This window comes from Klebsiella sp. GG_Kp146 (assembly GCF_040061975.1).
GTDB lineage: Bacteria > Pseudomonadota > Gammaproteobacteria > Enterobacterales > Enterobacteriaceae > Klebsiella > Klebsiella quasipneumoniae.
In genome coordinates this window covers 111,507-136,704 of sequence record NZ_JBEAHA010000001.1, presented here as the reverse complement: position 1 = coordinate 136,704, position 25,198 = coordinate 111,507, and the positions used below count along the sequence as shown (strand labels likewise).

The window sequence follows — 25,198 nt, the reverse complement described above, 5'->3', positions numbered from 1 at the left end:
AAATGACGTTGTTCCTGAAAGCATTCAGCTAACGTTTTTTTTACCTCTTCAGGCGGCGAAACCTGATATTTCCTGCCGTTCGGCGGCGCAGATTTAGAAGGTCAGCACTTTATCTGCCGCCAGGGTCCACTGGGCCAGCTCAACGAGAGTGCCAACCTCCACCCCATCAACCAGCGGCAGTGCGCTGACCCCGCGGCCGTCCGCGCAGGTCTTGCATAGCTTCACGGGAACCTGCTGGGCGGTGAGGATCTCCAGCATCTGCTGCACATTATACCCTTCCGCCGGCTTCTGCCCGCGCAGCCCGGCGGTGACGGCGTCGGACATCAAAAACAGCTTGAGATCGAGGTCGGACTGCTGTTCGCGCAGGGCAATGGCCAGGCGCAGGCTGTTGAACAGGGATTCACTGCCGTAGGCGGCGCCGTTGGCGATAATCACAATACGTTGCATACAAACTCCTTCTTAAAGGCACGGTTATTGCTTTACCGCAGTATAAAGCGTTAACCCGGAGGAGGGGTATGAATAATACGACTGGTCACGCGGACGAGGCGACGGCCTGGCTGCAGCTGGCGCGCCGCCTGCAAAAACAACAGCTTCAGCAACTTGCCCGGCTGGGCGAGCTGGCAAGTCAGCTCAGCGCGCTGGTGCATATGCTGCAGTGCGAGCGCGGGGCGTCGAATATTTTTCTTTGCTCGGGCGGTCAGCTGTACGCGGCGGAGTGTCGGGCGGGTGGGGCGCTGGTTGATGAGCGGCTGGCCTTGTTCTATGCCGCCCTCGAACGGGCGCGCGCGGTCGCCGGTAGCGCGCTGTGCTGGCGCATCGCCCGGGCGGTCGGCGATCTGGCGCAGCTCCCGGCGCTGCGTGAGCAGGTCAGCCGTCGGCAGGTCGCCGCTGAAGCCGCGACGGAGCAGTTCAGCCGTATTATCCGCCATCTGCTGAATATCGTCCCGCAGCTCAATGACAGCATTGACGACCCGTCGGTAGCCGGGCGTATGGTCGCCCTGTACAGCTTTATGCAGGGAAAAGAGCTGGTGGGCCAGGAGCGCGCGCTGGGAGCATTGGGCTTTACCCGCGGCGAGTTCAGCGACAGCCTGCGCCAGCAGCTGGTGGACCGTATTGATGGTCAGCAGCCCTGCTTTGACAGCTTCCAGGCGCTGGGCAGTCCGGCGACGGTCCAGCTGTTTACGACCGAGTGCCAGGCCGGTCTGGACATCGAGCAACTGCGGCGGATCGCCTGCACCCGCCAGCCGGCGGCGGACGGCGGGGAAACGGCGCTGCGCTGGTTCGGCCTGCAAACCCAGCGGCTTGAGCAACTGCGCGAAGTGGAAGAGCAACTGATCGACGATCTGCTGGACGCCACCGACGCGCTGTTAGAAGACGACGCGCCTGGCTGGCTGGCCGGGGAGGAGAGCGACAGCGTGACGCCGCGGCTGGATAAACAGCTGCTGCCGCTGGTGCGCCAGCAGGCCTATGAGCTGCAACAGCTCTCCAGCCAGCTGGCTTCGCTGAAAGACGCGCTCGAGGAACGCAAGCTGATCGAAAAAGCGAAAAGCCTGCTGATGACTCACCAGGGGATGCCGGAGGAGCAGGCCTGGCAGACGCTGCGCAAGATGGCCATGGACAAGAATCAGCGGATGGTTGAGATAGCCCGCGCGCTGCTGATGGTGAAGGCGATCTGGCCATTAACCCCAAAGGAGTAGATGCACAATCGATGGGCATTCGCTGCCTGTCGGCGGTGCACTTTTGCCTGACAAACCGACCAGAGCGAAAGGAAAAGCCCGCCAGCGCGCCATAGCCAAAGCTGGCATCCCCTTTGCATTAGCATTAGTGAGTGAATAAAAGTCCGGGCGACGAACCAATGGCGGTTCGGGTGTCCGTGGATAAAGGCGTCCTGCAGTGCATATGCACTGTCGGGCGCTTTTTTTTTGCGCGTGTGGAGCGGATATGAGCGATAAGTTTTCAATTTCACGGCGGCGCTTGCTGCAGGCAGGGGCCGCGCTGGGCGGCGCGATGCTGCTGCCGGGCGTGATGCAGGCCGCATGGGCCGGCGGCTCGGACAGACCGGAGCAAACCACCGTGCGGGTAGGGTTTATTCCGCTGACCGACTGTGCGCCGCTGGCCATCGCCGCGGCGAAGGGGTTTGACAAAAAATATGGCATTACCCTGGCGCCGAGTAAGGAGGCCAGCTGGGCGGCGGTGCGCGACAAGCTGGTGGCCGGTGAACTGGACGCGGCGCATATTCTCTATGGCCTGCTGTACGGTCTTGAACTGGGGATCGCCAGCAAGCCGCAGGCGATGGCTAATCTGATGACCCTCAACCGCAATGGTCAGGCCATCACTCTCTCCAGCGAACTGCAGGAGAAAGGGGTGACCGACCTCGGCGGACTGAAACGGCTGATCGACCGCAGCGCGCCGGGCAGCTACACCTTCGCCCATACCTTTCCCACCGGCACCCATGCCATGTGGCTTTACTACTGGCTGGCGAGCGCCGGCATCGATCCCTTTAACGATGTGCGCACCGTCGTGGTGCCGCCGCCGCAAATGGTGATGAACATGCGCATCGGCAATATGAGCGGCTTTTGCGTCGGCGAGCCGTGGAACGCCCGCGCCATTAACGACCGTATCGGCTTCACCGCGGCCACTTCCCAGGATATCTGGCCTGAGCATCCTGAAAAGGTGCTGGGCGCCCGTCGCGACTGGGTGGAACGCCACCCGAACACCGCCCGCGCGCTGGTGGCGGCCCTGATGGAGGCGCAGCGCTGGATCGCCGCCTCGGCGGAGAACACCCGGGAGACGGCCCGCCTGCTCGCCAGACGCGGCTGGCTCAATACCAAAGAGCAGTACCTCACCGGCCGGATGCTTGGGGAGTATGACAACGGCCTCGGCCGCCGCTGGCAGGATGCCCATCCGATGCGTTTTTACGCCGAGGGAGAGGTGAGCTTTCCCTGGCTGTCGGACGGAATGTGGTTCCTCACCCAGTTTCGTCGCTGGGGGCTGCTGAAGCAGGCTCCGGATTACCTCGCGGTGGCGTCGCGCCTTAACCGCATCGACGTCTGGCAGGCGGCCGCCCAGGCGGTCGGCGGGATCAGTACACCGGCGGCCACGATGCGCAGCAGCACACTGATGGACGGTACGGTCTGGAACGGGTCTGACCCGGAAGGCTACGCCCGCCATTTCGCTATTCAACGTAAGGGGGCATGAGATGAAGCAGGCACAACGTAAGCAACCGGTCGTCAGCGTGGAGAACGCGCCTGGCGAAGTCATTATCCTGCCGCCGGTGCAGGTCCGGCGCACCACGCCGACCGTCACGCGCTGGCTGCGTGAGGTCACCCAGCGCCTTCTGCCCCCGCTGCTGGGGCTGGGGGTGCTGCTGCTGGCCTGGCAGCTGGCGGCGATGCACAGCAAAGGCTTTCCCACCCCGTTGAGCACGCTGGACTCGGCGCTGACGCTGTTCGCCGATCCGTTCTATCAGGACGGGCCGAATGACATGGGGATCGGCTGGAACGTGCTGGCCTCCCTGCAGCGCGTGGCGGTGGGCTTCGGCCTGGCGGCGCTGGCGGGCATTCCGCTGGGGTTTTTGATCGGCCGCTCGCTGTTCTTCGCCCGCATGTTTAATCCGCTGATTGCTCTGCTGCGCCCGGTCAGCCCGCTGGCCTGGCTGCCGATTGGCCTGCTGCTGTTCCAGAAGGCGGAGCCAGCCTCCAGCTGGACCATTTTTATCTGCTCCATCTGGCCGATGGTGATCAACACCGCGGAAGGCGTGCGGCGGATCCCGCAGGACTATCTCAACGTCGCCCGCGTCCTCCAGCTCTCAGAGTGGACGGTGATGCGCAAAATTCTCTTTCCGGCGGTGCTGCCGGCGGTGCTCACCGGCGTGCGCCTCTCCATCGGCATCGCCTGGCTGGTGATCGTGGCGGCGGAAATGCTCACCGGCGGGCTGGGGATCGGCTTCTGGATCTGGAACGAGTGGAACAACCTCAATGTGGAAAACATCATCATCGCCATCGTCATTATCGGCGTCGTCGGCCTGCTGCTGGAGCAGGGCCTGATGCTGCTCGCCCGCCGCTTTAGCTGGCAGGACAAATAAGGAGCCAACATGAAACCATTAATTCAGGTGCAGGCCGTCAGCCAGCGCTTCAACACCGCCAGCGGCGAGTTTCTGGCGCTGCAGAATGTCTCCTTCGATATCGTCGAAGGGGAGACCATTAGCCTGATCGGCCACTCGGGTTGTGGAAAATCGACCCTGCTGAATCTAATCGCCGGGATCACGACCCCTACCGAGGGCGGACTGCTGTGCGATAACCGGGAAATCGCCGGGCCCGGGCCGGAGCGGGCGGTGGTTTTCCAGAACCACTCGCTGCTGCCGTGGCTGAGCTGTTTCGACAATGTGGCGCTGGCGGTGGATCAGGTGTTCCGTCGCACCATGAGCAAGCATGAGCGTCGGGAGTGGATTGAACACAACCTCGCTCGCGTGCAGATGGGTCATGCGCTGCATAAACGGCCCGGGGAGATCTCCGGCGGCATGAAGCAGCGGGTGGGTATCGCCCGGGCGCTGGCGATGAAGCCGAAAGTGCTGCTGCTTGATGAGCCCTTCGGCGCCCTGGACGCGCTGACCCGCGCTCACCTCCAGGACACGGTGATGCATATCCAGCAGGAGCTCAATACCACCATCGTCATGATCACCCACGACGTTGATGAAGCGGTGCTGCTTTCCGACAGGGTGCTGATGATGACCAACGGCCCGGCGGCGACGGTCGGCGAGATCCTCGCGGTCGATCTGCCGCGTCCGCGCCATCGCGTTCAGCTGGCGGACGACAGCCGGTACCACCATCTGCGCCAGCAGATCCTCCATTTCCTGTATGAAAAACAGCCGAAAGCGGCATAAGGAGGCGGTCATGACGCGGCGACTGGTGGTGATCGGTAACGGCATGGCGGCCACCCGGCTGGTGCAGCGGCTGGTTGAGCGCGACCCTGCGCGGTTTGCCATTACCGTCGTCGGCGACGAGCCGCACCCGGCCTATAACCGCATCCAGCTCTCGCCGCTGCTGGCTGGCGAAAAAACGGCATCACAGATCCCGTTGCTGCCGGCGGAGTGGTACACCCGGCACGGGGTGTGTCTGCGGTCTGGCGAGGCGGTGGATGAAGTGGATGTTGCGCAACGGCGGCTGCGCATCGCTGACGCCTTGCTGCCATGGGACGAGCTGGTTTTCGCCACCGGCTCGCGGCCCTTTATCCCGCCGCTGCCGGGCATTGATCGTCCGCAGGTTATGCCCTTCCGCACCCTGGCGGACGTGGAACGTATTCTGGCGATACCCGGCCCGGCGGTGGTGATTGGCGGTGGGGTTCTGGGCGTGGAAGCGGCGGCGGCGCTGCGTCGCCGCGGCGGGGAGGTCACACTCCTGCATCGCGGCAGCGGATTAATGGCGCCGCTGATCGACGCCTTTGCCGCCGATGAGCTCAGGCAGCAGCTTGAAGCGCGCGGTATTCGCTGCGTGCTGGAGTGCCGGATCGCCGCCATCGACGCCGACGGCGTGCGGCTGGCGGACGGGCGCGTATTCCGCGCCGCCCGAGTGGTGCTGGCGACCGGCGTGCAGCCCAACAGCCGTCTGGCGGCGCAGTCCGGCGTGCTGTGCCAGCAGGGGATCGTAGTTGACCGCCAGATGGCCGCCTCGCTGCCGGGGATCAGCGCCATTGGCGAGTGTTGCGAAATTGATGGCCAGACCTGGGGGCTGGTGGCTCCCTGCCTGCGCCAGGCCGAGGTGCTGGCGGATCGCCTGTGCGGCGCCCCCGGCGCGGGCTTTGTCTGGCAGGACGCCGGGACCCGCCTGAAGGTCACCGGCATTGAACTCTTTAGCGTCGGCGAACAGCAGGCCGGCGAACAGGATGACATCTATACCAGCTGGGATCCCATCGACCGGCACTATCGTCGCCTGCTGCTGCGCGGCGGCCGCCTGCGCGGCGTGCTGCTGATGGGCGACTGTACCGCCGCCGCCGCGCTCACCGCGCGCCTGGAAAGCGACGAGCCCGCCACCGCGGACTGGCTTTTTGACCCTTCTTCAACGCAGCCGCAGGCTGCAGGAATAATGACGATGACGAAACCTGTATTAGTGCTGGTGGGACATGGCATGGTCGGCCACCATTTTCTCGAACAATGCGTGAGCCGCAACCTGCATCAGCGATATCGTATCGTGGTGTTTGGCGAAGAGCGTTACGCCGCCTACGACCGGGTGCATCTCTCCGAATATTTCGCCGGACGCAGCGCCGAATCGCTGTCGCTGGTGGCCGATGATTTCTTTCACCAGCACGGCATCGAACTCCGCCTCGGCAAGGCGGTGGCGACGATCGACCGCGACGCGCGGCTGGTGCGGGACGCCGAGGGGCATGAAACCCACTGGGATAAACTGGTGCTGGCGACCGGCTCCTATCCCTTTGTTCCGCCGATCCCTGGCAACGATCTCGACGGGTGCTTTGTCTATCGTACCCTTGACGATCTCGACCGTATCGCCGCCCATGCCGCCGCGGCGAAGACCGGGGTGGTGATCGGGGGCGGCCTGCTCGGGCTGGAGGCCGCCAACGCCCTGAAACAGCTGGGGCTGGAGACGCACGTGGTGGAGTTTGCCCCGAACCTGATGGCCGTCCAGTTGGATAACGGCGGGGCGGCGATGCTGCGGGAGAAGATCGTCGCCCTCGGCGTGGGGGTGCATACCAGCAAAGCCACCACCGCCATCGTGCGCGAGGCCGATGGCCTGCGGCTGAACTTTGCCGACGGCGGCACGCTGGCGGCCGACATGGTGGTCTTCTCGGCAGGGATCCGCCCGCAGGACGCGCTGGCCCGCGGCTGCGCGCTGCAGGTTGGCGAGCGCGGGGGGATTGGCATCGACGGCCAGTGCCGCACCACTGACCCGGACGTGCTGGCGATAGGCGAATGCGCCCTGTGGGATAATAAAATTTACGGCCTGGTGGCGCCGGGTTATCAGATGGCGCGGATCGCCGCGGCCACCCTCGCAGGAGAGGACGCCTGCTTTAGCGGCGCCGACATGAGCACCAAACTGAAGCTGCTGGGGGTTGACGTAGCCTCGTTTGGCGATGCGCAGGGGCGCACGCCGGGCTGCCAGAGCTATCAATGGACCGACGGTCCGCAGCAGGTTTACAAAAAAATCGTCGTCAGTCAGGACGGCAAAGCCCTGCTTGGCGGCGTGTTGGTGGGGGACGCCAGCGACTACGCCACGCTGCTGCAGATGATGCTGAACGGCATGGCGCTGCCGCCGCGTCCGGAGAGCCTGATCCTGCCGGCGCTGGAGGGGGGCGCGCCGAAGGCGCTGGGGGTGGCGGCGCTGCCCGACAGCGCGCCGATCTGCTCCTGCCATAGCGTCAGCAAAGGCGATATCTGCCAGGCGGTGAACAATGGCGCGGGGGATATGGCGGCGATAAAAAGCTGCACCAGAGCGGCCACCGGCTGCGGCGGCTGCAGCGCGCTGGTGAAACAGGTGATGGAGCACCAGCTGGCGGCGCAGGGCGTCGAAGTGAAAAAAGACGTCTGCGAGCATTTCCCGTGGTCGCGTCAGGAGATCTACCATCTGGTGCGGGTCAACCATATCCATACCTTCGAGCAGCTGATTAGCCGCTACGGCCAGGGGCACGGCTGCGAGGTTTGTAAACCGCTGGTGGCCTCGGTGCTGGCCTCCTGCTGGAACGAATACCTGCTGAAGCCGGCGCACCTGCCGCTGCAGGATACCAACGACCGCTATTTCGCCAACATTCAGAAGGACGGCACCTATTCGGTGGTGCCGCGGATGGCGGCGGGGGAAGTGACGCCGGACGGGCTGATCGCCATCGGGCAGATCGCCAAACGTTACCAGCTCTACAGCAAAGTGACCGGCGGCCAGCGCATCGACCTGTTTGGCGCGCGGCTGGAACAGCTGCCGGCGATCTGGCGCGAGCTGGCCGACGCCGGGTTTGAAACCGGCCACGCCTATGGCAAGTCGCTGCGCACGGTGAAGTCCTGCGTCGGCGCAACCTGGTGTCGCTACGGCGTGCAGGACTCCACCGGGCTCGCGGTGCGGCTCGAGCATCGCTATAAAGGGCTGCGCGCCCCGCACAAAATCAAGATGGCGGTCTCCGGCTGCACCCGCGAATGTGCTGAAGCCCAGGGCAAAGATATCGGGGTGATTGCCACCGACAAAGGCTGGAATCTCTACGTCTGCGGCAACGGCGGAATGAAGCCGCGTCACGCCGACCTGTTTGCCAGCGACCTCGACGAAGCGACGCTGATCCGCAGCATCGATCGTCTGCTGATGTTCTATATCCGCACCGCCGATCGCCTGCAGCGGACCAGCACCTGGATGGACAACCTGGAGGGCGGCGTGGCCTACCTGCGGCAGGTGGTGCTGGAGGATAGCCTCGGCATTGGCGAGGAGCTGGAACAGGAGATGGCCCGCATCGTCGACAGCTACCAGTGCGAGTGGCAGACCACGCTCAACGATCCCCAGCGCCTGGCGCTGTTCCGCTCCTTCGTGAACAGCGACCAGCCCGACGAGGCGGTGCAGCGCCACGATCTGCGCGGTCAGCCGCAGCCGTTGCCTGCTGAAGCGTTGCCCGAAGGCGAACTCCCATCCCGGCCGTGGCAGGCGATTTGCGACCTTGACGCCATCCCGGCGCAGGCGGGGATCGGCGCCCGGTTAGGGGAGCGGCAGATCGCCCTGTTCCGCTTCGGCGATCGGGTGTATGCCCTGGACAACCGCGAGCCGGGCAGCGCGGCCAACGTGCTGTCGCGGGGGCTGTTAGGGGACGTCGGCGGGGAACCGGTGGTGATCTCCCCGCTGTACAAACAGCGGATTCGCCTGCGCGACGGCTGGCCGTGCGACGGCGGTGAACAGGCAGTGCGCGCCTGGCCGGTGAAAGTGGAAAACGGCAAAGTGTGGGTGGGCAGCCAGCAGCTGCTGGCGCGAGCGGAGGCCTCCTGATGAAGACCATCCGAACGACCTGTCCCTACTGCGGCGTAGGCTGCGGCGTGCTGGCGAGCGTGGATGACGCGGGTCAGGTGAGCGTGCGCGGCGACGATCAGCACCCGGCCAACCTCGGCCGCCTGTGCGTCAAAGGGGCGGCACTAGGGGAGACCACGGGCCTGGCGGGGCGGCTGCTGGCGCCGGAGGTGGACGGCCAGCCGGTGGCCTGGTCTCAGGCGCTGGCGGAGACCGCTTCCCGCCTGCAACAGGTTATCGACCAGCACGGTCCGCAGGCGGTGGCCTTCTACGCCTCCGGCCAGCTGTTGACGGAGGATTACTATGCCGCCAACAAGCTGATGAAGGGATTTATCGGCGCGGCGAACATCGATACCAATTCGCGGCTGTGCATGTCTTCGGCGGTGACCGGCTACAAGCGGGCCTTTGGCGCCGACGTGGTGCCCTGTAGCTATGAGGATGTGGAAAACAGCGATCTGGTGGTGCTGGTCGGCTCGAACGCCGCCTGGGCGCACCCGGTGCTGTACCAGCGTCTGGCGCAGGCGAAGCGGGATAATCCCCGGCTACAGATCGTGGCGATAGACCCCCGGCGCACCGCCACCTGCGAAATCGCCGATCGCCATCTGGCGCTGGCGCCGGGAAGCGACGGCGGGCTGTTCGTGGGGTTGCTTAACGCCCTGGCGCAGGCCGGGGCCTGCGTCGACGGTTTTCGCGACGGCCCGCAGGCGCTGGCCGCCGCCCGCGGCTGGGACGTGGCGAAAGTGGCGGCTTTTTGCGGCCTGCCCGCCGATGAGGTGGCGGGTTTCTATCGCGATTTTATCGCCGCCCCGCGGGCCATCACCCTCTACACCATGGGAATTAACCAGTCAGCCAGCGGCAGCGACAAATGTAATGCCATCATCAACGTCCATCTGGCCAGCGGAAAGTATGGCCGCCGCGGCTGCGGCCCCTTTTCGCTGACCGGTCAACCCAACGCCATGGGCGGGCGCGAAGTCGGCGGGTTGGCGACGATGCTGGCGGCGCACATGGATTTTGTGCCAGACGATCTGCAGCGGCTGGCCCGCTTTTGGGGAACCGAGCGGCTGGCGCAGACCCCGGGGCTGACCGCCGTGGAGCTGTTTGCCGCCATCGGCCGCGGCGAGGTGAAAGCGGTGTGGATCATGGGCACCAACCCGGTGGTGTCGCTCCCCGACAGCCACGCGGTGAGCCAGGCGCTGGCCGGCTGTCCGCTGGTGATCGTCTCGGATGTCGCCGCTGAGACGGATACCGGACAATTCGCCCACATTCGCTTTCCGGCGCTGGCCTGGGGCGAGAAAAATGGCACGGTCACCAACTCGGAGCGGCGCATCTCCCGTCAGCGTAGCTTCCTGCCGCCGCCGAGGGAGGCGAAAGCGGACTGGTGGATCATCGCCAGAGTGGGGCAGGCGCTGGGGTATCGCGAGGCGTTTACCTGGCAGCATCCGCATGACGTCTTCCGCGAGCATGCGGCGCTGTCCGGTTTCGAAAACGACGGCCAGCGGGCGTTTGATATCGGCGCGTTGGCGGATCTCAGCCGCGAGGCATGGGACGCTATGGCGCCGGTACGCTGGCCGGTCAGCCGCCGCCGCGCCGCCTGGGATGTCACGCGCGGCTGGCATAGCGATGGCAGGCTGCGGATGGTGCCAGTGACGCCTCAGCCGACCCGGGCGGCAACCGATGTCTTTTATCCGCTGATCCTCAACAGCGGGCGGATCCGCGATCAGTGGCACACCATGACCCGCACCGGCGCCGTGCCGCGGCTGATGCAGCATATCGCGGAGCCGGTGGTGGAGGTGGCGCCGCAGGACGCCGTTCGCTACCAGCTTGTCGCCGGCGGGCTGGCGCGGATCTGGTCGCGCCATGGGGTGATGGTGGCGAAAGTGGCGATCAGCGAAGGCCAGCGCCCCGGCTCGCTGTTTGTCCCAATGCACTGGAACAATCAGTTCGCCCGCCAGGGGCGGGTGAATAATCTGCTGGCCGCCGTCACGGACCCGCATTCCGCCCAGCCGGAGAGTAAACAGGCGGCGGTGGCCATCGCCCCCTGGCAGCCTGCCTGGCATAGCGAACTGTTTTGTCGCGAACCGCTGCCGTTTCCTGCGGCCTGGCACTGGCGGCGGCGGGCGGCGGCGGGCGTATTGCACTACTCGCTGGCCGGGGAGGCGTCAGCCCGACAGTGGCTCAGCGTCTGGTGCGCGCAGCGCGGCTGGCAGCTGCAGATAGCAGACGGCGGCGCGGTGTGGAACCTGCTGGCGTGGCATCAGGGGAGGCTGATGCTGGGCTGGTGGAGCGATGCGCGCGAGCCGGCGGTGGATAGCGCAGGGATAAGCGCCGCCTTCGCCGCGCCGCCGTCCGACGCCGCCCGGCGCCATGCGTTGCTCAGCGGCCGACCGGACGCCGCCGCCGCGCCGCCGGGGCGGATCGTCTGCAGCTGTTTTGGGGTGGGGGAGCGGGCGATCGGCGAGGCCATCGCCAGCGGCTGCGCCAGCGTTGGGGCTTTGGGCGCCAGGCTTAAGTGCGGGACCAACTGCGGCTCCTGCGTGCCGGAGCTCAACGCGCTGCTGACGGCGCAACCGGCCCGCGCCGGGGCGTAACGGCGCGGCGGCACCTTCTGTGGTTGGGCGACTATTTGCCCAACCGGTTTCAGCATATTCCTGGAATTGTCCGCAGGGCTGCGGGAGAAGGGAAAAAACGATAAACTAAAACTATCTTCCAATTTTTTCTGCGAGCCCGCGCAAAACCTGTTGATGCCTGTGTCGTACCGTTTGCTGCCATCCCTGATCTTTCTCCTGCTGCTGCCGGGCGCTCCTGTCTGGGCGCTGACCGCCAGCGACACCGCTCTTACGCCCCAGGGAGAAGATCCCTTGCCCGATTTGGGGATCGCCCCGCAGGTCGATGACGACGCCAGACACTTTGCCGAAGTGGCGAAGAAATTCGGCGAGGCCAGCATGAGCGATAACGGACTGACGGCGGGCGAGCAGGCGCAGATGTTCGCCATCAACAAACTCGGCAATGAAGTGAGCCACCAGCTGGAGAGCTGGCTCTCGCCGTGGGGCAACGCCAATGTCGACCTGCTGGTCGATAAAGAGGGGAAGTTCACCGGCAGTAAAGGGAGCTGGTTCGTGCCATTGCAGGATAACGATCGCTACCTGACGTGGAACCAGTATTCGGTGACCCGGCGCGAGAACGATCTGGTGGGCAATATTGGGCTTGGCCAGCGCTGGCGGGTCGGCGGCTGGCTGCTGGGCTATAACTCGTTTTATGACAAGGTGCTGAGCGAAAGCCTGGCCCGCGGCAGCGTCGGCGCCGAGGCGTGGGGGGAATATCTCCGCCTGTCGGCGAACTACTATCATCCGCTGGGCGACTGGCAGCTGCGGGAGAATCAAACTCAGGAGCAGCGGATGGCCGCGGGGTATGACGTTACCGCCCAGGCGCGGCTGCCGTTTTATGAGCACATCAATACCAGCGTCAGCGTCGAACAGTACTTCGGCGACAGCGTCGATCTGTTTCACACCGGCACAGGCTACCATAACCCGGTGGCCGTCTCCGTCGGGCTCAATTATACCCCGGTCCCGCTGGTCACCGTGACCGCCAAGCATAAGCAAGGGGAAAATGGCGTCAGCCAGAACAACGTTGGCCTGAAGCTCAACTACCGCTTTGGCGTGCCGCTCAAGCAGCAGTTGGCGGCGGACGAGGTGGCGTTCAGCAACTCACTGCGCGGCAGCCGCTTCGACAGCCCGGAGCGGGATAATCTGCCGGTCGTAGAGTATCGGCAGCGCAAAAATCTGACGGTCTACCTGGCCACGCCGCCCTGGGATCTACAGTCCGGGGAGACGGTGCAGCTGAAGCTGCAGATCCATAGTCTGCACGGCATCAAGTCGCTGCACTGGCAGGGCGACACCCAGGCGCTCAGCCTGACGCCGCCGGTGGATGCCAGCAGCCCCGATGGCTGGAGCGTGATTATGCCGGTGTGGAACAGTGAACCGGGCGCCGCGAACCGCTGGCGCCTGTCGGTGGTGGTAGAGGATAAACAGGGGCAGCGCGTCTCCTCCAATGAGATCGTCCTGACGCTGACCGAGCCGCTGATCAAGTTCACCGCGCCTGGCGTCTCGTGGACGGACTCGCCTTAAAAAATTCGCTCCTGGTGGACCCATACCGCGGCTTCCACCCGGGATTTGAGCTTCATTTTCTTCAGCATGTGCTTGACGTGCACTTTGACGGTGCTTTCGGTGATATCCAGCCGGCGGGCGATCATTTTGTTCGGCAGCCCCTGGGCGATCAGCTTGAGGATGTCGCGCTCGCGCGGGGTCAGCTGGCTGATGTCGCGATCGGAGGTGGCGCGGTTGGCGCGCAGGCTGGCGGCCAGCACCGGGGTTAACGCTTCGCTTAATACCATCTCGCCGGCGGCGGCCTGCTGCAGCGCTTTCAGCAGATCTTCCGGCTCCATGTCTTTCAGCAGATAGCCATCGGCGCCGCGCTTGAGGGCGGTAACAACGTCCTCTTCATGGTTAGAGACGCTGAAGACCACCACCCGGCCAGACAGCGATTTCTCACGCAGTTTGTCCAGCGTCTCCAGACCGTTCATGCCCGGCATATTGAGGTCCAGCAGGATCAGGTCCGGATCCAGCGACTCCGCCAGCTCGATACCTTGCGCGCCATTGCTGGCTTCGCCAATCACCTGGATGTCCGGCGCCATGCTGATCAGTTGTTTCACGCCGGTGCGCAGCATCGGATGGTCGTCAATGAGAAGGATGGTTGCCCGTTCCTGTTGACTCATGGGGGTCTCCTTATTGGATGGAAAACGTTTTTTCCGGGATAAACGTGACGATCACTTCGGTCCCGCCGGTTTCCCGGCGCCGAACCTGACAGTCGCCGCGCAGACTTTGCGCGCGATCCCGCATAATGATTAAACCGTAATGGTTACTCCGCTCTGCGTGGTCCGGCACGCCGCGGCCGTTATCCGCCACCACCAGACGGACCTGATTATCGCGTTGTGACACCGTCACTGTGACTTGGGTCGCGCTGGCATGCTTCAGGGCATTGCTTAACGCTTCGCGGGCGATCTGCAGCAGGTGAATGGCCTGATGCGACGGCACAAAGCGCGGCGGGAGCTGATAATCAAGCTGCACCGTAAAGCCGAAGTGGGCGCTGTACTCCTGACAGCTGGCCTCCAGCGCCGGGCGCAGGCCCGGCTCGGTCAGCTGCAGGCGGAAGGTGGTCAACAGCTCACGCAGCTGGGCCCAGGAGGTATTCAGCTCGTTACGTATCTGCCCCAGCAGCTGACGGCTCTCCGCCGGCAAGGCGTCGCCCTGCATCTGCAGGCAGCTGACCTGCATCTTCATACAGGATAGCGACTGGGCGATGGAATCATGCAGCTCGCGGGCGATAGTGGCCCGCTCTTCCATAACGATCAGCTGCTGCTGTTTCTCCTGATGGCGGTCCAGCGCCAGGGTGCTGGTCAGTTGTTCAACCACAGTATCCACCAGCTGCTGCTGATCGTGGCTGAGATGACGGCCAACCGGCAGCGTCGCCAGCAGGATGCCGTACTGATTATGCGCATCCGACAGCCGCCACTTCAGCGTCGTTCCGCCATCCGGCAGCGGCGGCAGGTTGCGTGGGCAGAGGTAGCAGCCCATGTCGTCACACTCATTATCCGAGTGGCAGGTAAACTCCTGATGGTTGTCTTCATCTTCCAGATCGTAGACCCGCACCTCGATATCGCGCAGCAGCGTCAGACCCTGCAGGCCGTTCAGCACCGGCGAAATGCGTTCACAGAGCGGGGCGTTGGCGTGCAGCCGGCGGTTGGCCTGCCATAAGAAAGCGAGGATCTCGTTCTTCTGTTCCAGCCCGGCGGTCTTCTCCTGCACCCGGCGCTCGAGCACGGCGTAGCTTTCCGCCAGCTCTTCCGACATGTTATTTAGCGCCATGCCGAGGGTCGCCATTTCGTTGCGTCCGCTGATGTGCGCCCGCTGGGTGAAATCACGCTGGCTCACCGCTCGCGCCATGCTCAGCAGCTGTTTCCATGGCCGCAGCAGGCGGGCGCGTAGCCAGATGATGGTGAAGATCAGCAGCAGCGCCATGCCGATGGCGAGGAGGCGATGGATCCAGACCACCCGTTCGATACGCTGCTCGGTGGTATGGTCGAATGCGGTGACCAGCTGGTCGATACGATCGACAAAGTCGGCGACATCCTGGGCGACCTCCGCCTGGTTGACCGCGCGCTGCATGCCGGGAGCCAGCGCCAGCTGCCAGTACTGCTGCAGGGCCTGCAGCTGGCGCTCCTGCCCGTCGCGGCGGGCGGAGTTTTGCAGCTCCGGACTGAAGACGGTGGCGGTCATATCATCGACCAGCTTTTGGTCGTGTTCATTCAGCGGGATCGCCGCCAGCAGCCGGTAGCTCTGCATGCGTAATGACCCGGCTTTGTTAATGGCGTGCGCGCTGCCCTGCACGCCGTTGACCAGGCGCGCGGAGATCGCCATACCGGCGACGCCAGTAAGGGTGGCAAGCAGGACGATCAACGCCAGTTGATTGACCAGCGTCAGCGGGGTAAAAAGACGTTTTAACATGGAATGCGTGGCTCCTGACCGGTCGTGTCCCCGGGAGTGGCGCTTATTCTCGGCTATCCCCTGGAGTATACCCATACCCACAAAGAGTTACTCCTTAATTGTCGGTGGTAGGCGCCGTTGGGAGAGGGGTTAGACGCATCCCGGCAGCCGTGTGAAAAACCACACTTTTTTTCCCACCATTCTCTACTCACTTCGGAGCATGGTTTATTTTCGCACAAATTAGCGCGCGCTTTTCCTTTGATTTATATCAACTTACCGCCCGGGGCAACCCCTAAGGTAGCGGCAGGAAAAATGAATAATCAGAGGTATCTATGAGTCAATCTTCCCTCCCGGAGAAGGCTAACCGCTCGGTCATTACCGACTGGCGGCCTGAAGATCCTGAATTCTGGCAACAGCGCGGCCACCATGTGGCGAGCCGCAATTTATGGATCTCCGTTCCCTGTCTGTTACTGGCGTTCTGCGTGTGGATGTTGTTCAGCGCCGTTGCCGTTAACCTCAACAAAGTGGGCTTTCAGTTTACGACCGATCAGCTGTTTATGCTGACCGCGCTGCCGGCGCTGTCAGGCGCTTTGTTGCGCGTGCCTTACGCTTTCATGGTACCGCTGTTCGGCGGCCGCCGCTGGACGGCGTTCAGTACCGGGATCATGATTGTGCCGTGCGTGTGGCTGGGCTTTGCGGTCCAGGATACCTCCACGCCGTTTAGCGTCTTCGTGATCATCTCTCTGCTGTGCGGCTTCGCCGGGGCCAACTTCGCCTCCAGTATGGCCAATATCAGCTTCTTCTTCCCGAAAGCGAAGCAGGGCGGGGCGCTGGGCGTCAACGGCGGCCTTGGTAATATGGGCGTCAGCGTGATGCAGCTGGTCGCGCCGCTGGTGGTGTCGGTCTCGGTGTTTGCCATTTTTGGCGGGACCGGCAGCGAGCAGCCGGACGGCTCAATGCTGTATCTGGAAAACGCCGCGTGGATCTGGGTACCTTTCCTGATTATTTTCACCCTGGCGGCGTGGTTCTTTATGAACGACCTGTCCGCTTCTAAAGCCTCGCTGAGCGAACAGCTGCCGGTGCTCAAACGCCTGCACCTGTGGATCATGGCGCTGCTCTATCTGGCGACCTTCGGCTCCTTTATCGGTTTCTCCGCCGGTTTCGCCATGCTGTCAAAGACCCAGTTCCCGGACGTGCAGATCCTGCACTACGCCTTCTTCGGTCCGTTTATTGGCGCGCTGGCGCGTTCGATGGGCGGGGCGATCTCCGACCGTCTCGGCGGTACCCGCGTGACGCTGGTCAACTTTGTGGTGATGGCTGTCTTCTGTGCGCTGCTGTTCCTGACCCTGCCGACCAACGGCCAGGGCGGTAACTTCATCGCCTTCTTCGCGGTGTTTATGGTGCTGTTCCTGACCGCCGGGCTGGGGAGCGCTTCCACCTTCCAGATGATCTCCGTGATCTTCCGTAAGCTGACCATGGACCGGGTGAAGGCCCAGGGCGGCAGCGAAGCCCAGGCGATGCGCGAGGCGGCGACCGATACCGCGGCGGCGCTGGGCTTTATCTCCGCTATTGGCGCCATCGGCGGCTTCTTTATTCCGAAGGCGTTCGGTATCTCGCTGGATCTGACCGGCTCGCCGGCCGGCGCGATGAAAGTCTTCCTGATCTTCTATATCGCCTGCGTGATCATCACCTGGGCGGTATACGGCCGTAAGCGTCAGTAATTCGCTATCGTCGATGTTGCTTCGTAAAGGCGTACTCCCGGAGGAGGCGCCTTTTTTTACCGGCCTATTTAGTTACAACATACTAATGGGTGATTGGATACGTATTGGCCACTGAGCCGGGAAGGGACGGCTTGCCAGCGTCACTGCTCTACCCCTTAATACCTCCCTGGTGAACAATTCCGCGCCTGGTGACCCATTTTTCGATAAAAACCATTAAAAAACAATAAGTTAAAAAATTTAACTTCCTACCACCTTGGTGGTAAATGCCAATTTCCGCCGCGATAACAAGCCAGTCCGTATTGATCGCTATCAATTCCCGTCCGCTTTCATAGCGTTACCTTCGCTGCAAATCCAGCAATGTCGATTTATCAGAGAGCCGTCAGGCTCCATATCAGGAGAAACCCGATGAGTAAATTCCTGGACCGGTTTCGCTACTTCAAACAGAAGGGTGAAACCTTTGCCGATGGGCACGGCCAGCTTCTAAACACCAACCGGGACTGGGAGGATGGATACCGTCAACGTTGGCAGCATGACAAAATTGTGCGTTCCACTCACGGTGTCAACTGCACCGGTTCATGCAGCTGGAAGATTTATGTCAAAAACGGACTGGTGACCTGGGAGACCCAGCAAACGGACTATCCGCGCACCCGTCCGGACCTGCCAAACCACGAACCACGCGGCTGCCCGCGCGGCGCCAGCTACTCCTGGTATCTGTACAGCGCGAACCGCCTGAAATACCCGCTGATGCGCAAACGCCTGATGAAGATGTGGCGGGAAGCGAAGGTCCAGCACAGCGATCCGGTTGAGGCATGGGCCTCGATTATCGAAGACGCCGACAAAGCGAAAAGCTTCAAGCAGGCTCGCGGTCGCGGCGGGTTTGTCCGCTCCTCCTGGCAGGAAGTGAATGAGCTGATTGCCGCCTCCAACGTCTATACCGTGAAAACTTACGGTCCGGATCGCGTGGCCGGCTTCTCGCCGATCCCGGCGATGTCGATGGTCTCCTACGCCTCCGGCGCTCGTTACCTGTCGCTGATCGGCGGTACCTGCCTGAGCTTCTACGACTGGTACTGCGACCTGCCGCCGGCCTCGCCGATGACCTGGGGCGAGCAGACCGACGTGCCGGAATCCGCCGACTGGTACAACTCCAGCTATATCATCGCCTGGGGCTCCAACGTGCCGCAGACCCGTACCCCGGATGCGCACTTCTTTACCGAAGTTCGCTATAAAGGGACCAAAACTGTCGCCATCACCCCGGACTACGCCGAAATCGCCAAGCTCTGCGATCTGTGGCTGGCGCCGAAGCAGGGTACCGATGCCGCGATGGCGCTGGCGATGGGCCACGTGATGCTGCGTGAGTTCCATCTTGATAAACCGAGCCAGTACTTCACCGATTACGTGCGTCGCTACACCGACATGCCGATGCTGGTGATGCTTGAGGAGCGCGACGGCTATTACGCCGCCGGCCGCACGCTGCGCGCGTCCGACCTCGTGGATTCCCTTGGTCAGGAGAAGAATCCGGAATGGAAAACCGTCGCCTTTGATGAGAAGGGCGATCTGACCGTGCCGAACGGTTCCCTCGGATTCCGCTGGGGCGACAAAGGCAAATGGAACCTCGAACAGCGCGACGGTAAAACCGGCGAAGAGATTGAGCTGCGTCTGAGCCTGCTGGGCAGCCATGACGAGGTCGCGGACGTCGGCTTCCCGTACTTCGGCGGCGAAGGTTCTGAACACTTCAACAAAGTCGCGCTGGAAAACATTCTGCTGCACAAACTGCCGGTTAAACGCCTGCAGCTGGCTGACGGCTCCACCGCCCTGGTGACCACCGTGTACGACCTGACCATGGCCAACTATGGCCTGGAGCGCGGTCTGAACGATGACAACTGCGCCGCCAGTTATGATGAAGTGAAAGCCTACACCCCGGCCTGGGCGGAGAAAATTACCGGCGTCTCCCGCGCGCATATTATCCGTACCGCCCGCGAGTTTGCCGATAACGCCGATAAAACCCATGGTCGGTCGATGATTATCGTCGGGGCGGGTCTCAACCACTGGTTCCACCTCGACATGAACTACCGCGGTCTGATCAACATGCTGATCTTCTGCGGTTGCGTCGGCCAGAGCGGCGGCGGTTGGGCGCACTATGTGGGCCAGGAAAAACTGCGTCCGCAGACCGGCTGGCAGCCGCTGGCGTTCGCCCTTGACTGGCAACGTCCGGCACGTCATATGAACAGCACCTCGTACTTCTATAACCACTCCAGCCAGTGGCGCTATGAAAGCGTGACCGCGCAGGAGCTGCTCTCGCCGATGGCGGATAAATCCCGCTACAGCGGCCATCTGATCGACTTCAACGTCCGCGCCGAGCGGATGGGCTGGCTGCCGTCGGCGCCGCAGCTGGGCGTAAACCCGCTGCGCATCGCCGATGAGGCGAAAAAAGCGGGCATGACGCCGGTGGATTACACCGTCAAATCTCTGAAGGAGGGATCGATTCGCTTTGCGGCAGAGCAGCCGGAAAACGGAAAAAACCATCCGCGTAACCTGTTTATCTGGCGTTCCAACCTGCTGGGCTCCTCCGGTAAAGGTCATGAGTACATGCTCAAGTACCTGCTGGGTACGGAGAACGGCATTCAGGGTAAAGACCTTGGCAAGCAGGGCGGCGTGAAGCCGGAAGAAGTCGAATGGCGCGATAACGGCCTCGACGGCAAACTGGACCTGGTGGTGACCCTCGACTTCCGTCTGTCGAGCACCTGTCTCTACTCCGATATCGTGCTGCCGACCGCCACCTGGTACGAAAAAGACGACATGAATACCTCGGATATGCATCCGTTTATTCATCCGCTGTCGGCGGCCGTTGACCCGGCCTGGGAATCGAAGAGCGACTGGGATATCTACAAAGGTATCGCGAAGAAATTCTCTGAAGTGTGCGTGGGCCACCTCGGTAAAGAAACCGACGTCGTTACGCTGCCGATCCAGCATGATTCCGCCGCGGAAATGGCGCAGCCGCTGGACGTCAAAGACTGGAAGAAGGGCGAATGTGACCTGATTCCGGGGAAAACCGCCCCGCATATTATTCCGGTCGAGCGTGATTATCCGGCGACTTATGAGCGCTTCACCTCCATTGGCCCGCTGCTGGAAACCATCGGCAACGGCGGGAAAGGCATCGCCTGGAATACCCAGAGCGAAATGGACCTGCTGCGTAAGCTCAACTACACCAAGGCCGAAGGCCCGGCGAAAGGTCAGCCGAAGCTGGAAACGGCCATCGACGCCGCGGAGATGATCCTCACCCTGGCGCCGGAAACGAACGGTCAGGTGGCGGTGAAGGCGTGGAAAGCGCTGAGCGAAATCACCGGCCGCGAGCACGCGCACCTGGCGCTGAACAAAGAAGACGAGAAGATCCGTTTCCGCGATATTCAGGCGCAGCCGCGGAAAATCATCTCCAGCCCGACCTGGTCCGGGCTGGAAGACGAACACGTCTCCTATAACGCCGGATACACCAACGTTCACGAGCTGATCCCATGGCGTACCCTGTCCGGTCGTCAGTCGCTGTATCAGGATCACCAGTGGATGCGCGACTTTGGCGAGAGCCTGCTGGTTTATCGTCCGCCGATTGACACCCGCTCGGTGAAAGCGGTGATGGGCGAGAAGTCCAACGGCAACCCGGAGAAGGCGCTGAACTTCCTGACGCCGCACCAGAAATGGGGTATCCACTCGACCTACAGCGATAACCTGCTGATGCTGACCCTGTCACGCGGCGGTCCGATCGTCTGGATGAGCGAGGCGGATGCGAAAGATCTGGGTATCGAAGATAACGACTGGATCGAAGTGTTCAACGCCAACGGCGCCCTGACGGCGCGCGCGGTGGTGAGCCAGCGCGTGCCGGCCGGGATGACCATGATGTACCACGCGCAGGAACGCATCGTGAACCTGCCTGGCTCTGAAGTCACCGGCCAGCGCGGCGGGATCCATAACTCGGTTACCCGTATTACGCCGAAACCGACCCATATGATCGGCGGCTATGGCCATCTGGCCTATGGCTTTAACTACTACGGCACCGTCGGCTCCAACCGCGATGAGTTTGTGGTGGTACGTAAGATGAAGAACATTAACTGGTTAGACGGCGAAGGCAATGACCAGGTACAGGAGAGCGTAAAATGAAAATTCGTTCACAAGTCGGCATGGTGCTGAATCTCGATAAATGCATCGGCTGCCACACCTGCTCGGTAACCTGTAAAAACGTCTGGACCAGCCGGGAAGGGATGGAGTACGCCTGGTTCAATAACGTGGAGAGTAAGCCTGGCGTTGGTTTTCCGAACGACTGGGAAAACCAGGAGAAATGGAAGGGCGGCTGGATCCGCAAAATCAACGGCAAGCTGCAGCCGCGCATGGGCAACCGCGCGATGCTGTTAGGTAAAATCTTCGCGAACCCGCATCTGCCGGGCATCGATGATTACTACGAGCCGTTCGATTACGACTACCAGAACCTGCATAACGCCCCGGAGAGTAAACACCAGCCGATCGCCCGTCCGCGCTCGCTGATCACCGGCCAGCGGATGGACAAGATCACCAGCGGTCCGAACTGGGAAGAGATCCTCGGCGGCGAGTTTGAAAAGCGCGCCAAAGACCAGAACTTCGACAACATGCAGAAGGCGATGTACGGCCAGTTCGAGAACACCTTCATGATGTATCTGCCGCGCCTGTGCGAGCACTGCCTGAATCCGGCGTGCGTCGCAACCTGCCCGAGCGGCGCCATCTATAAGCGTGAAGAAGACGGCATCGTGCTGATCGACCAGGACAAGTGCCGCGGCTGGCGGATGTGCATCACCGGCTGCCCGTACAAGAAGATCTACTTCAACTGGAAGAGCGGGAAATCTGAGAAGTGCATCTTCTGCTACCCGCGTATTGAATCCGGAATGCCGACGGTATGCTCCGAAACCTGCGTGGGCCGAATCCGCTACCTCGGCGTCCTGCTGTATGACGCTGACGCGATCGAAAATGCCGCCAGCACCGAGAACGAGAAAGATCTCTATCAGCGTCAACTGGACGTGTTCCTCGATCCGAACGACCCGAAAGTGATTGAGCAGGCGCTGAAAGATGGTGTACCGCAGGGCGTGATTGAAGCCGCGCAGCAGTCGCCGGTCTGGAAAATGGCGATGGACTGGAAGCTGGCCCTGCCGCTGCACCCGGAATATCGCACCCTGCCGATGGTTTGGTACGTGCCGCCGCTGTCGCCGATTCAGTCCGCCGCCGATGCCGGCGAACTGGGCAGCAACGGGATCCTGCCGGACGTGGAAAGCCTGCGTATTCCGGTGCAGTATCTGGCGAACCTGCTGACCGCCGGCGATACCCAACCGGTCCTGTTGGCCCTGAAGCGGATGCTGGCGATGCGTCACTATAAGCGGGCGGAAACCGTTGACGGCGTTGTCGATACCCGCGCGCTGGAAGAGGTGGGCTTAAGCGAAGCGCAGGCTCAGGAGATGTACCGCTACCTGGCGATCGCCACCTACGAAGATCGTTTCGTGGTGCCGAGCAGCCATCGTGAACAGGCGCGGGAAGCGTTTCCGGAGAAAAATGGCTGCGGCTTTAGCTTTGGCGACGGCTGCCACGGCTCTGACAGCCAGTTCAACCTGTTCAACAGCCGTCGTATCGACGCCATCGACGTGACCAGCAAAACGGAGCCGCACGCATGATTGAACTTGTGATTGTGTCGCGTTTGCTCGAATACCCTGACGCTGCCTTATGGCAGCATCAGCAGGAGATGTTCGAGGCGCTCGCGTCATCGGAGAAACTCAGCAAAGAAGATGCTCACGCGCTGGGCGTTTTTCTGCGCGATCTGCTGGCTCAGGATCCGCTGGATGCCCAGGCGGCCTACAGCGAACTGTTTGACCGCGGCCGGGCCACCTCGCTGCTGCTGTTTGAACACGTGCACGGCGAATCCCGCGATCGCGGGCAGGCGATGGTTGACCTGATGGCGCAGTATGAGCGCCACGGTCTGCTGCTCGATAGCCATGAGCTGCCGGATCATCTGCCGCTGTATCTGGAGTATCTGGCGCAGCTGCCGGAAGAGGAAGCGCTTGGCGGCCTGCGGGACGTCGCGCCGATCCTCGGCCTGCTCAGCGCGCGCCTGCAGCAGCGCGAGAGCCGCTATGCGGTGCTGTTCGAGCTGCTGCTGAAGCTGGCCAACACTCAGGTCGACAGCCAGAAAGTGGCGGAGAAGATTGCCGACGAAGCCCGCGACGATACGCCGCAGGCGCTGGACGCAGTCTGGGAAGAAGAACAGGTTAAATTCTTTGCCGACCAGGGCTGCGGCGAGTCGGAGATTTCCGCTCACCAGCGTCGTTTTGCCGGAGCCGTGGCCCCGCAATATCTGAATATCTCTAACGGAGGACAGCAATAATGCACTTCCTGAATATGTTCTTCTTTGACATTTATCCGTACATTGCGGGCTCGGTGTTTCTGATCGGCAGCTGGCTGCGCTATGACTACGGTCAGTACACCTGGCGCGCGGCCTCCAGCCAGATGCTGGACCGTAAAGGGATGAATCTGGCGTCGAACCTGTTTCATATCGGCATCCTCGGCATTTTCGCCGGCCACTTCCTCGGCATGCTGACGCCGCACTGGATGTATGAATCTTTCCTGCCGATCGACGTCAAGCAGAAGATGGCGATGATCGCCGGCGGCGCCTGCGGTGTGATGACCCTGGTGGGCGGTTTACTGCTGCTCAAGCGTCGTCTGCTCAGCCCGCGCGTTCGCGCCACCACCACCGGCGCGGATATTCTGATCCTCTCCCTGCTGATGGTGCAGTGTGCGTTGGGCCTGCTGACGATCCCGTTCTCAGCCCAGCATATGGACGGCAGCGAAATGATGAAGCTGGTCGGCTGGGCGCAGTCGGTGGTCACCTTCCACGGCGGTGCGTCGCAGCACCTGGATGGCGTGGCGTTTATCTTCCGCGTCCACCTGGTGCTGGGTATGACCCTGTTCCTGCTGTTCCCGTTCTCCCGTCTGGTTCATATCTGGAGCGCGCCGGTAGAGTACCTGACGCGCAAATACCAGATTGTTCGCGCCCGTCGCTAACTGGCCCGCGACTGCTGACTGACCCCGCTCTGGCGGGGTTTTTTTTCGCCCCAGCCGAGGTTATTCCCCGCGGCGGCAAACAGAATCAGCATCCCGCCGCACCACTGCACAGGGGTTAACGCATGGTGGAAGACCAGATAGTCGACCCCCATCGCCACCAGTGGATAAATAAAGGAGAGTGAACCGGTAATGGGCGTTGGCAGCTTCTGTATCGCGCTATATAAAAGCTGATACATGATCCCGGTATGGACGACGCCGAGGATCAGCAGATAGCGCCAGGGAAAGCTGGCAGAAAACTCGGGCATTTGCACGAGCGGCAGCAGCATCACGACGCCGACCAGCACCTGAATAAAGGCGATATGCTGAGCAGGGAGCGGATGCAGTTTGCGGGCGATAATGGCGGTCAGAGCATAGAAAAATGCTGCGGCTAATGCCAGCAAAACGCCAGTCGCGAGACTATCGCCGTGCGCCGGGGCAAGCTCGCTTGACAGCAGGATCACCACGCCGCCGAAGGCCAGCAGTAACCATCCCCATTTTACGGCGCTGACTCGCTCCCCCAGCATCATGCCCATCAGTACCAGCATAAACGGCTGGGTGTTGTAGACCACCGTAGCCATGCCAATTGAAATACGCGAGTAGGCGGCAAAAAGCAGTAGCCAGTTGATGACCAGCGCAATGCCGCCAAGCACCGCGAGGGCGAGGGTGAAGCGCGTGAGACGACTGAAGGGTTGGCGACTAAGAACGATAAACAGCAGCAGGGTCAGCGCGCCAATCAGGCAGCGCCAGAACACCACATCAATTACCGGCAAACCCGAGAGCAGCACGAACGCGCCGATCGAGCCAGAAATTATCATCGCTAGGCTCATTTGCCAGACGCCGCGGGTAAGTTGCATAT

16 protein-coding genes are annotated in these 25,198 nt (G+C 62.3%); 12 read left to right on the top strand and 4 right to left on the bottom strand.

Going from position 1 to position 25,198, the window contains the following annotated elements; translation table 11 throughout:
• Positions 1-93 precede the first annotated feature (93 nt).
• A complete protein-coding gene (locus ABLU95_RS00640) occupies positions 94-447 on the bottom strand; it encodes a DsrE/DsrF/TusD sulfur relay family protein (protein ID WP_002910380.1) in 354 nt (117 codons plus the stop codon).
• Between the two features lie 68 nt (positions 448-515).
• On the opposite strand from ABLU95_RS00640, the gene nasR reads away from it, so the two are divergent.
• The 7 genes from nasR (at position 516) to ABLU95_RS00605 (ending at position 13,102) form a co-directional block, all read left to right on the top strand.
• The gene (gene nasR / locus ABLU95_RS00635; RefSeq protein ID WP_044523872.1) at positions 516-1,697 is read left to right on the top strand and encodes a nitrate regulatory protein NasR; all 1,182 of its coding nucleotides are present in this window, start codon (positions 516-518) and stop codon (positions 1,695-1,697) included.
• Positions 1,698-1,941: 244 nt separating this feature from the next.
• Positions 1,942-3,198 (top strand): CmpA/NrtA family ABC transporter substrate-binding protein, encoded by a 1,257-nt coding sequence (locus ABLU95_RS00630; protein ID WP_032453296.1) that lies wholly within the window; start codon positions 1,942-1,944, stop codon positions 3,196-3,198.
• A gap of 1 nt (position 3,199) precedes the next feature.
• Entirely contained in the window at positions 3,200-4,084 is an 885-nt protein-coding gene (ntrB, locus tag ABLU95_RS00625) for a nitrate ABC transporter permease (protein ID WP_101977413.1), read from the top strand.
• Between the two features lie 9 nt (positions 4,085-4,093).
• Positions 4,094-4,882: an ABC transporter ATP-binding protein gene (locus ABLU95_RS00620; RefSeq protein ID WP_032453294.1), complete on the top strand. Its 789-nt coding sequence runs from the start codon at positions 4,094-4,096 to the stop codon at positions 4,880-4,882.
• A 10-nt stretch (positions 4,883-4,892) separates the two neighbouring features.
• On the top strand, positions 4,893-8,960 hold the full coding sequence (gene nirB / locus ABLU95_RS00615) for a nitrite reductase large subunit NirB (protein ID WP_348878595.1): 4,068 nt from the start codon (positions 4,893-4,895) through the stop codon (positions 8,958-8,960).
• Positions 8,960-11,566 carry a nitrate reductase gene (locus tag ABLU95_RS00610; RefSeq protein ID WP_348878593.1) on the top strand — a complete coding sequence of 869 codons (2,607 nt, stop codon included), beginning with the start codon at positions 8,960-8,962 and terminating at the stop codon, positions 11,564-11,566. The genes nirB and ABLU95_RS00610 overlap by 1 nt, the downstream gene beginning before the upstream one ends.
• Before the next feature lie 153 nt (positions 11,567-11,719).
• Entirely contained in the window at positions 11,720-13,102 is a 1,383-nt protein-coding gene (locus ABLU95_RS00605; protein WP_032453282.1) for a YchO/YchP family invasin, read from the top strand.
• Here the strand turns inward: ABLU95_RS00605 and narL are convergent.
• Together narL and narX are read right to left on the bottom strand one after the other, a co-directional pair.
• Positions 13,099-13,749, bottom strand: a complete 651-nt coding sequence (gene narL, locus ABLU95_RS00600; RefSeq protein ID WP_002910198.1) for a two-component system response regulator NarL — start codon at positions 13,747-13,749, stop codon at positions 13,099-13,101. The two genes, ABLU95_RS00605 and narL, sit on opposite strands and share 4 nt — an antisense overlap.
• A gap of 10 nt (positions 13,750-13,759) precedes the next feature.
• Positions 13,760-15,538 carry a nitrate/nitrite two-component system sensor histidine kinase NarX gene (narX, locus tag ABLU95_RS00595; protein ID WP_032428899.1) on the bottom strand — a complete coding sequence of 593 codons (1,779 nt, stop codon included), beginning with the start codon at positions 15,536-15,538 and terminating at the stop codon, positions 13,760-13,762.
• A gap of 311 nt (positions 15,539-15,849) precedes the next feature.
• Between narX and ABLU95_RS00590 the strand changes: the two genes are divergently transcribed.
• From ABLU95_RS00590 to narI, 5 genes are all read left to right on the top strand, one after another.
• The gene (locus ABLU95_RS00590) at positions 15,850-17,238 is read left to right on the top strand and encodes a NarK family nitrate/nitrite MFS transporter (RefSeq protein WP_023290135.1); all 1,389 of its coding nucleotides are present in this window, start codon (positions 15,850-15,852) and stop codon (positions 17,236-17,238) included.
• 405 nt (positions 17,239-17,643) lie between these two features.
• Positions 17,644-21,387 carry a nitrate reductase subunit alpha gene (locus ABLU95_RS00585; protein WP_023290134.1) on the top strand — a complete coding sequence of 1,248 codons (3,744 nt, stop codon included), beginning with the start codon at positions 17,644-17,646 and terminating at the stop codon, positions 21,385-21,387.
• Positions 21,384-22,919, top strand: coding sequence for a nitrate reductase subunit beta (gene narH / locus ABLU95_RS00580; protein ID WP_348878591.1), 1,536 nt, complete (start codon positions 21,384-21,386; stop codon positions 22,917-22,919). Before ABLU95_RS00585 ends, narH begins: the two co-directional genes overlap by 4 nt.
• Entirely contained in the window at positions 22,916-23,626 is a 711-nt protein-coding gene (narJ, locus tag ABLU95_RS00575; protein WP_023318561.1) for a nitrate reductase molybdenum cofactor assembly chaperone, read from the top strand. Before narH ends, narJ begins: the two co-directional genes overlap by 4 nt.
• Positions 23,626-24,303, top strand: a complete 678-nt coding sequence (narI, locus tag ABLU95_RS00570; protein WP_002910189.1) for a respiratory nitrate reductase subunit gamma — start codon at positions 23,626-23,628, stop codon at positions 24,301-24,303. Before narJ ends, narI begins: the two co-directional genes overlap by 1 nt.
• Here narI and ABLU95_RS00565 read toward each other — a convergent pair.
• Positions 24,300-25,196 carry a DMT family transporter gene (locus tag ABLU95_RS00565; protein WP_065881278.1) on the bottom strand — a complete coding sequence of 299 codons (897 nt, stop codon included), beginning with the start codon at positions 25,194-25,196 and terminating at the stop codon, positions 24,300-24,302. The two genes, narI and ABLU95_RS00565, sit on opposite strands and share 4 nt — an antisense overlap.
• Positions 25,197-25,198: the final 2 nt, after the last annotated feature.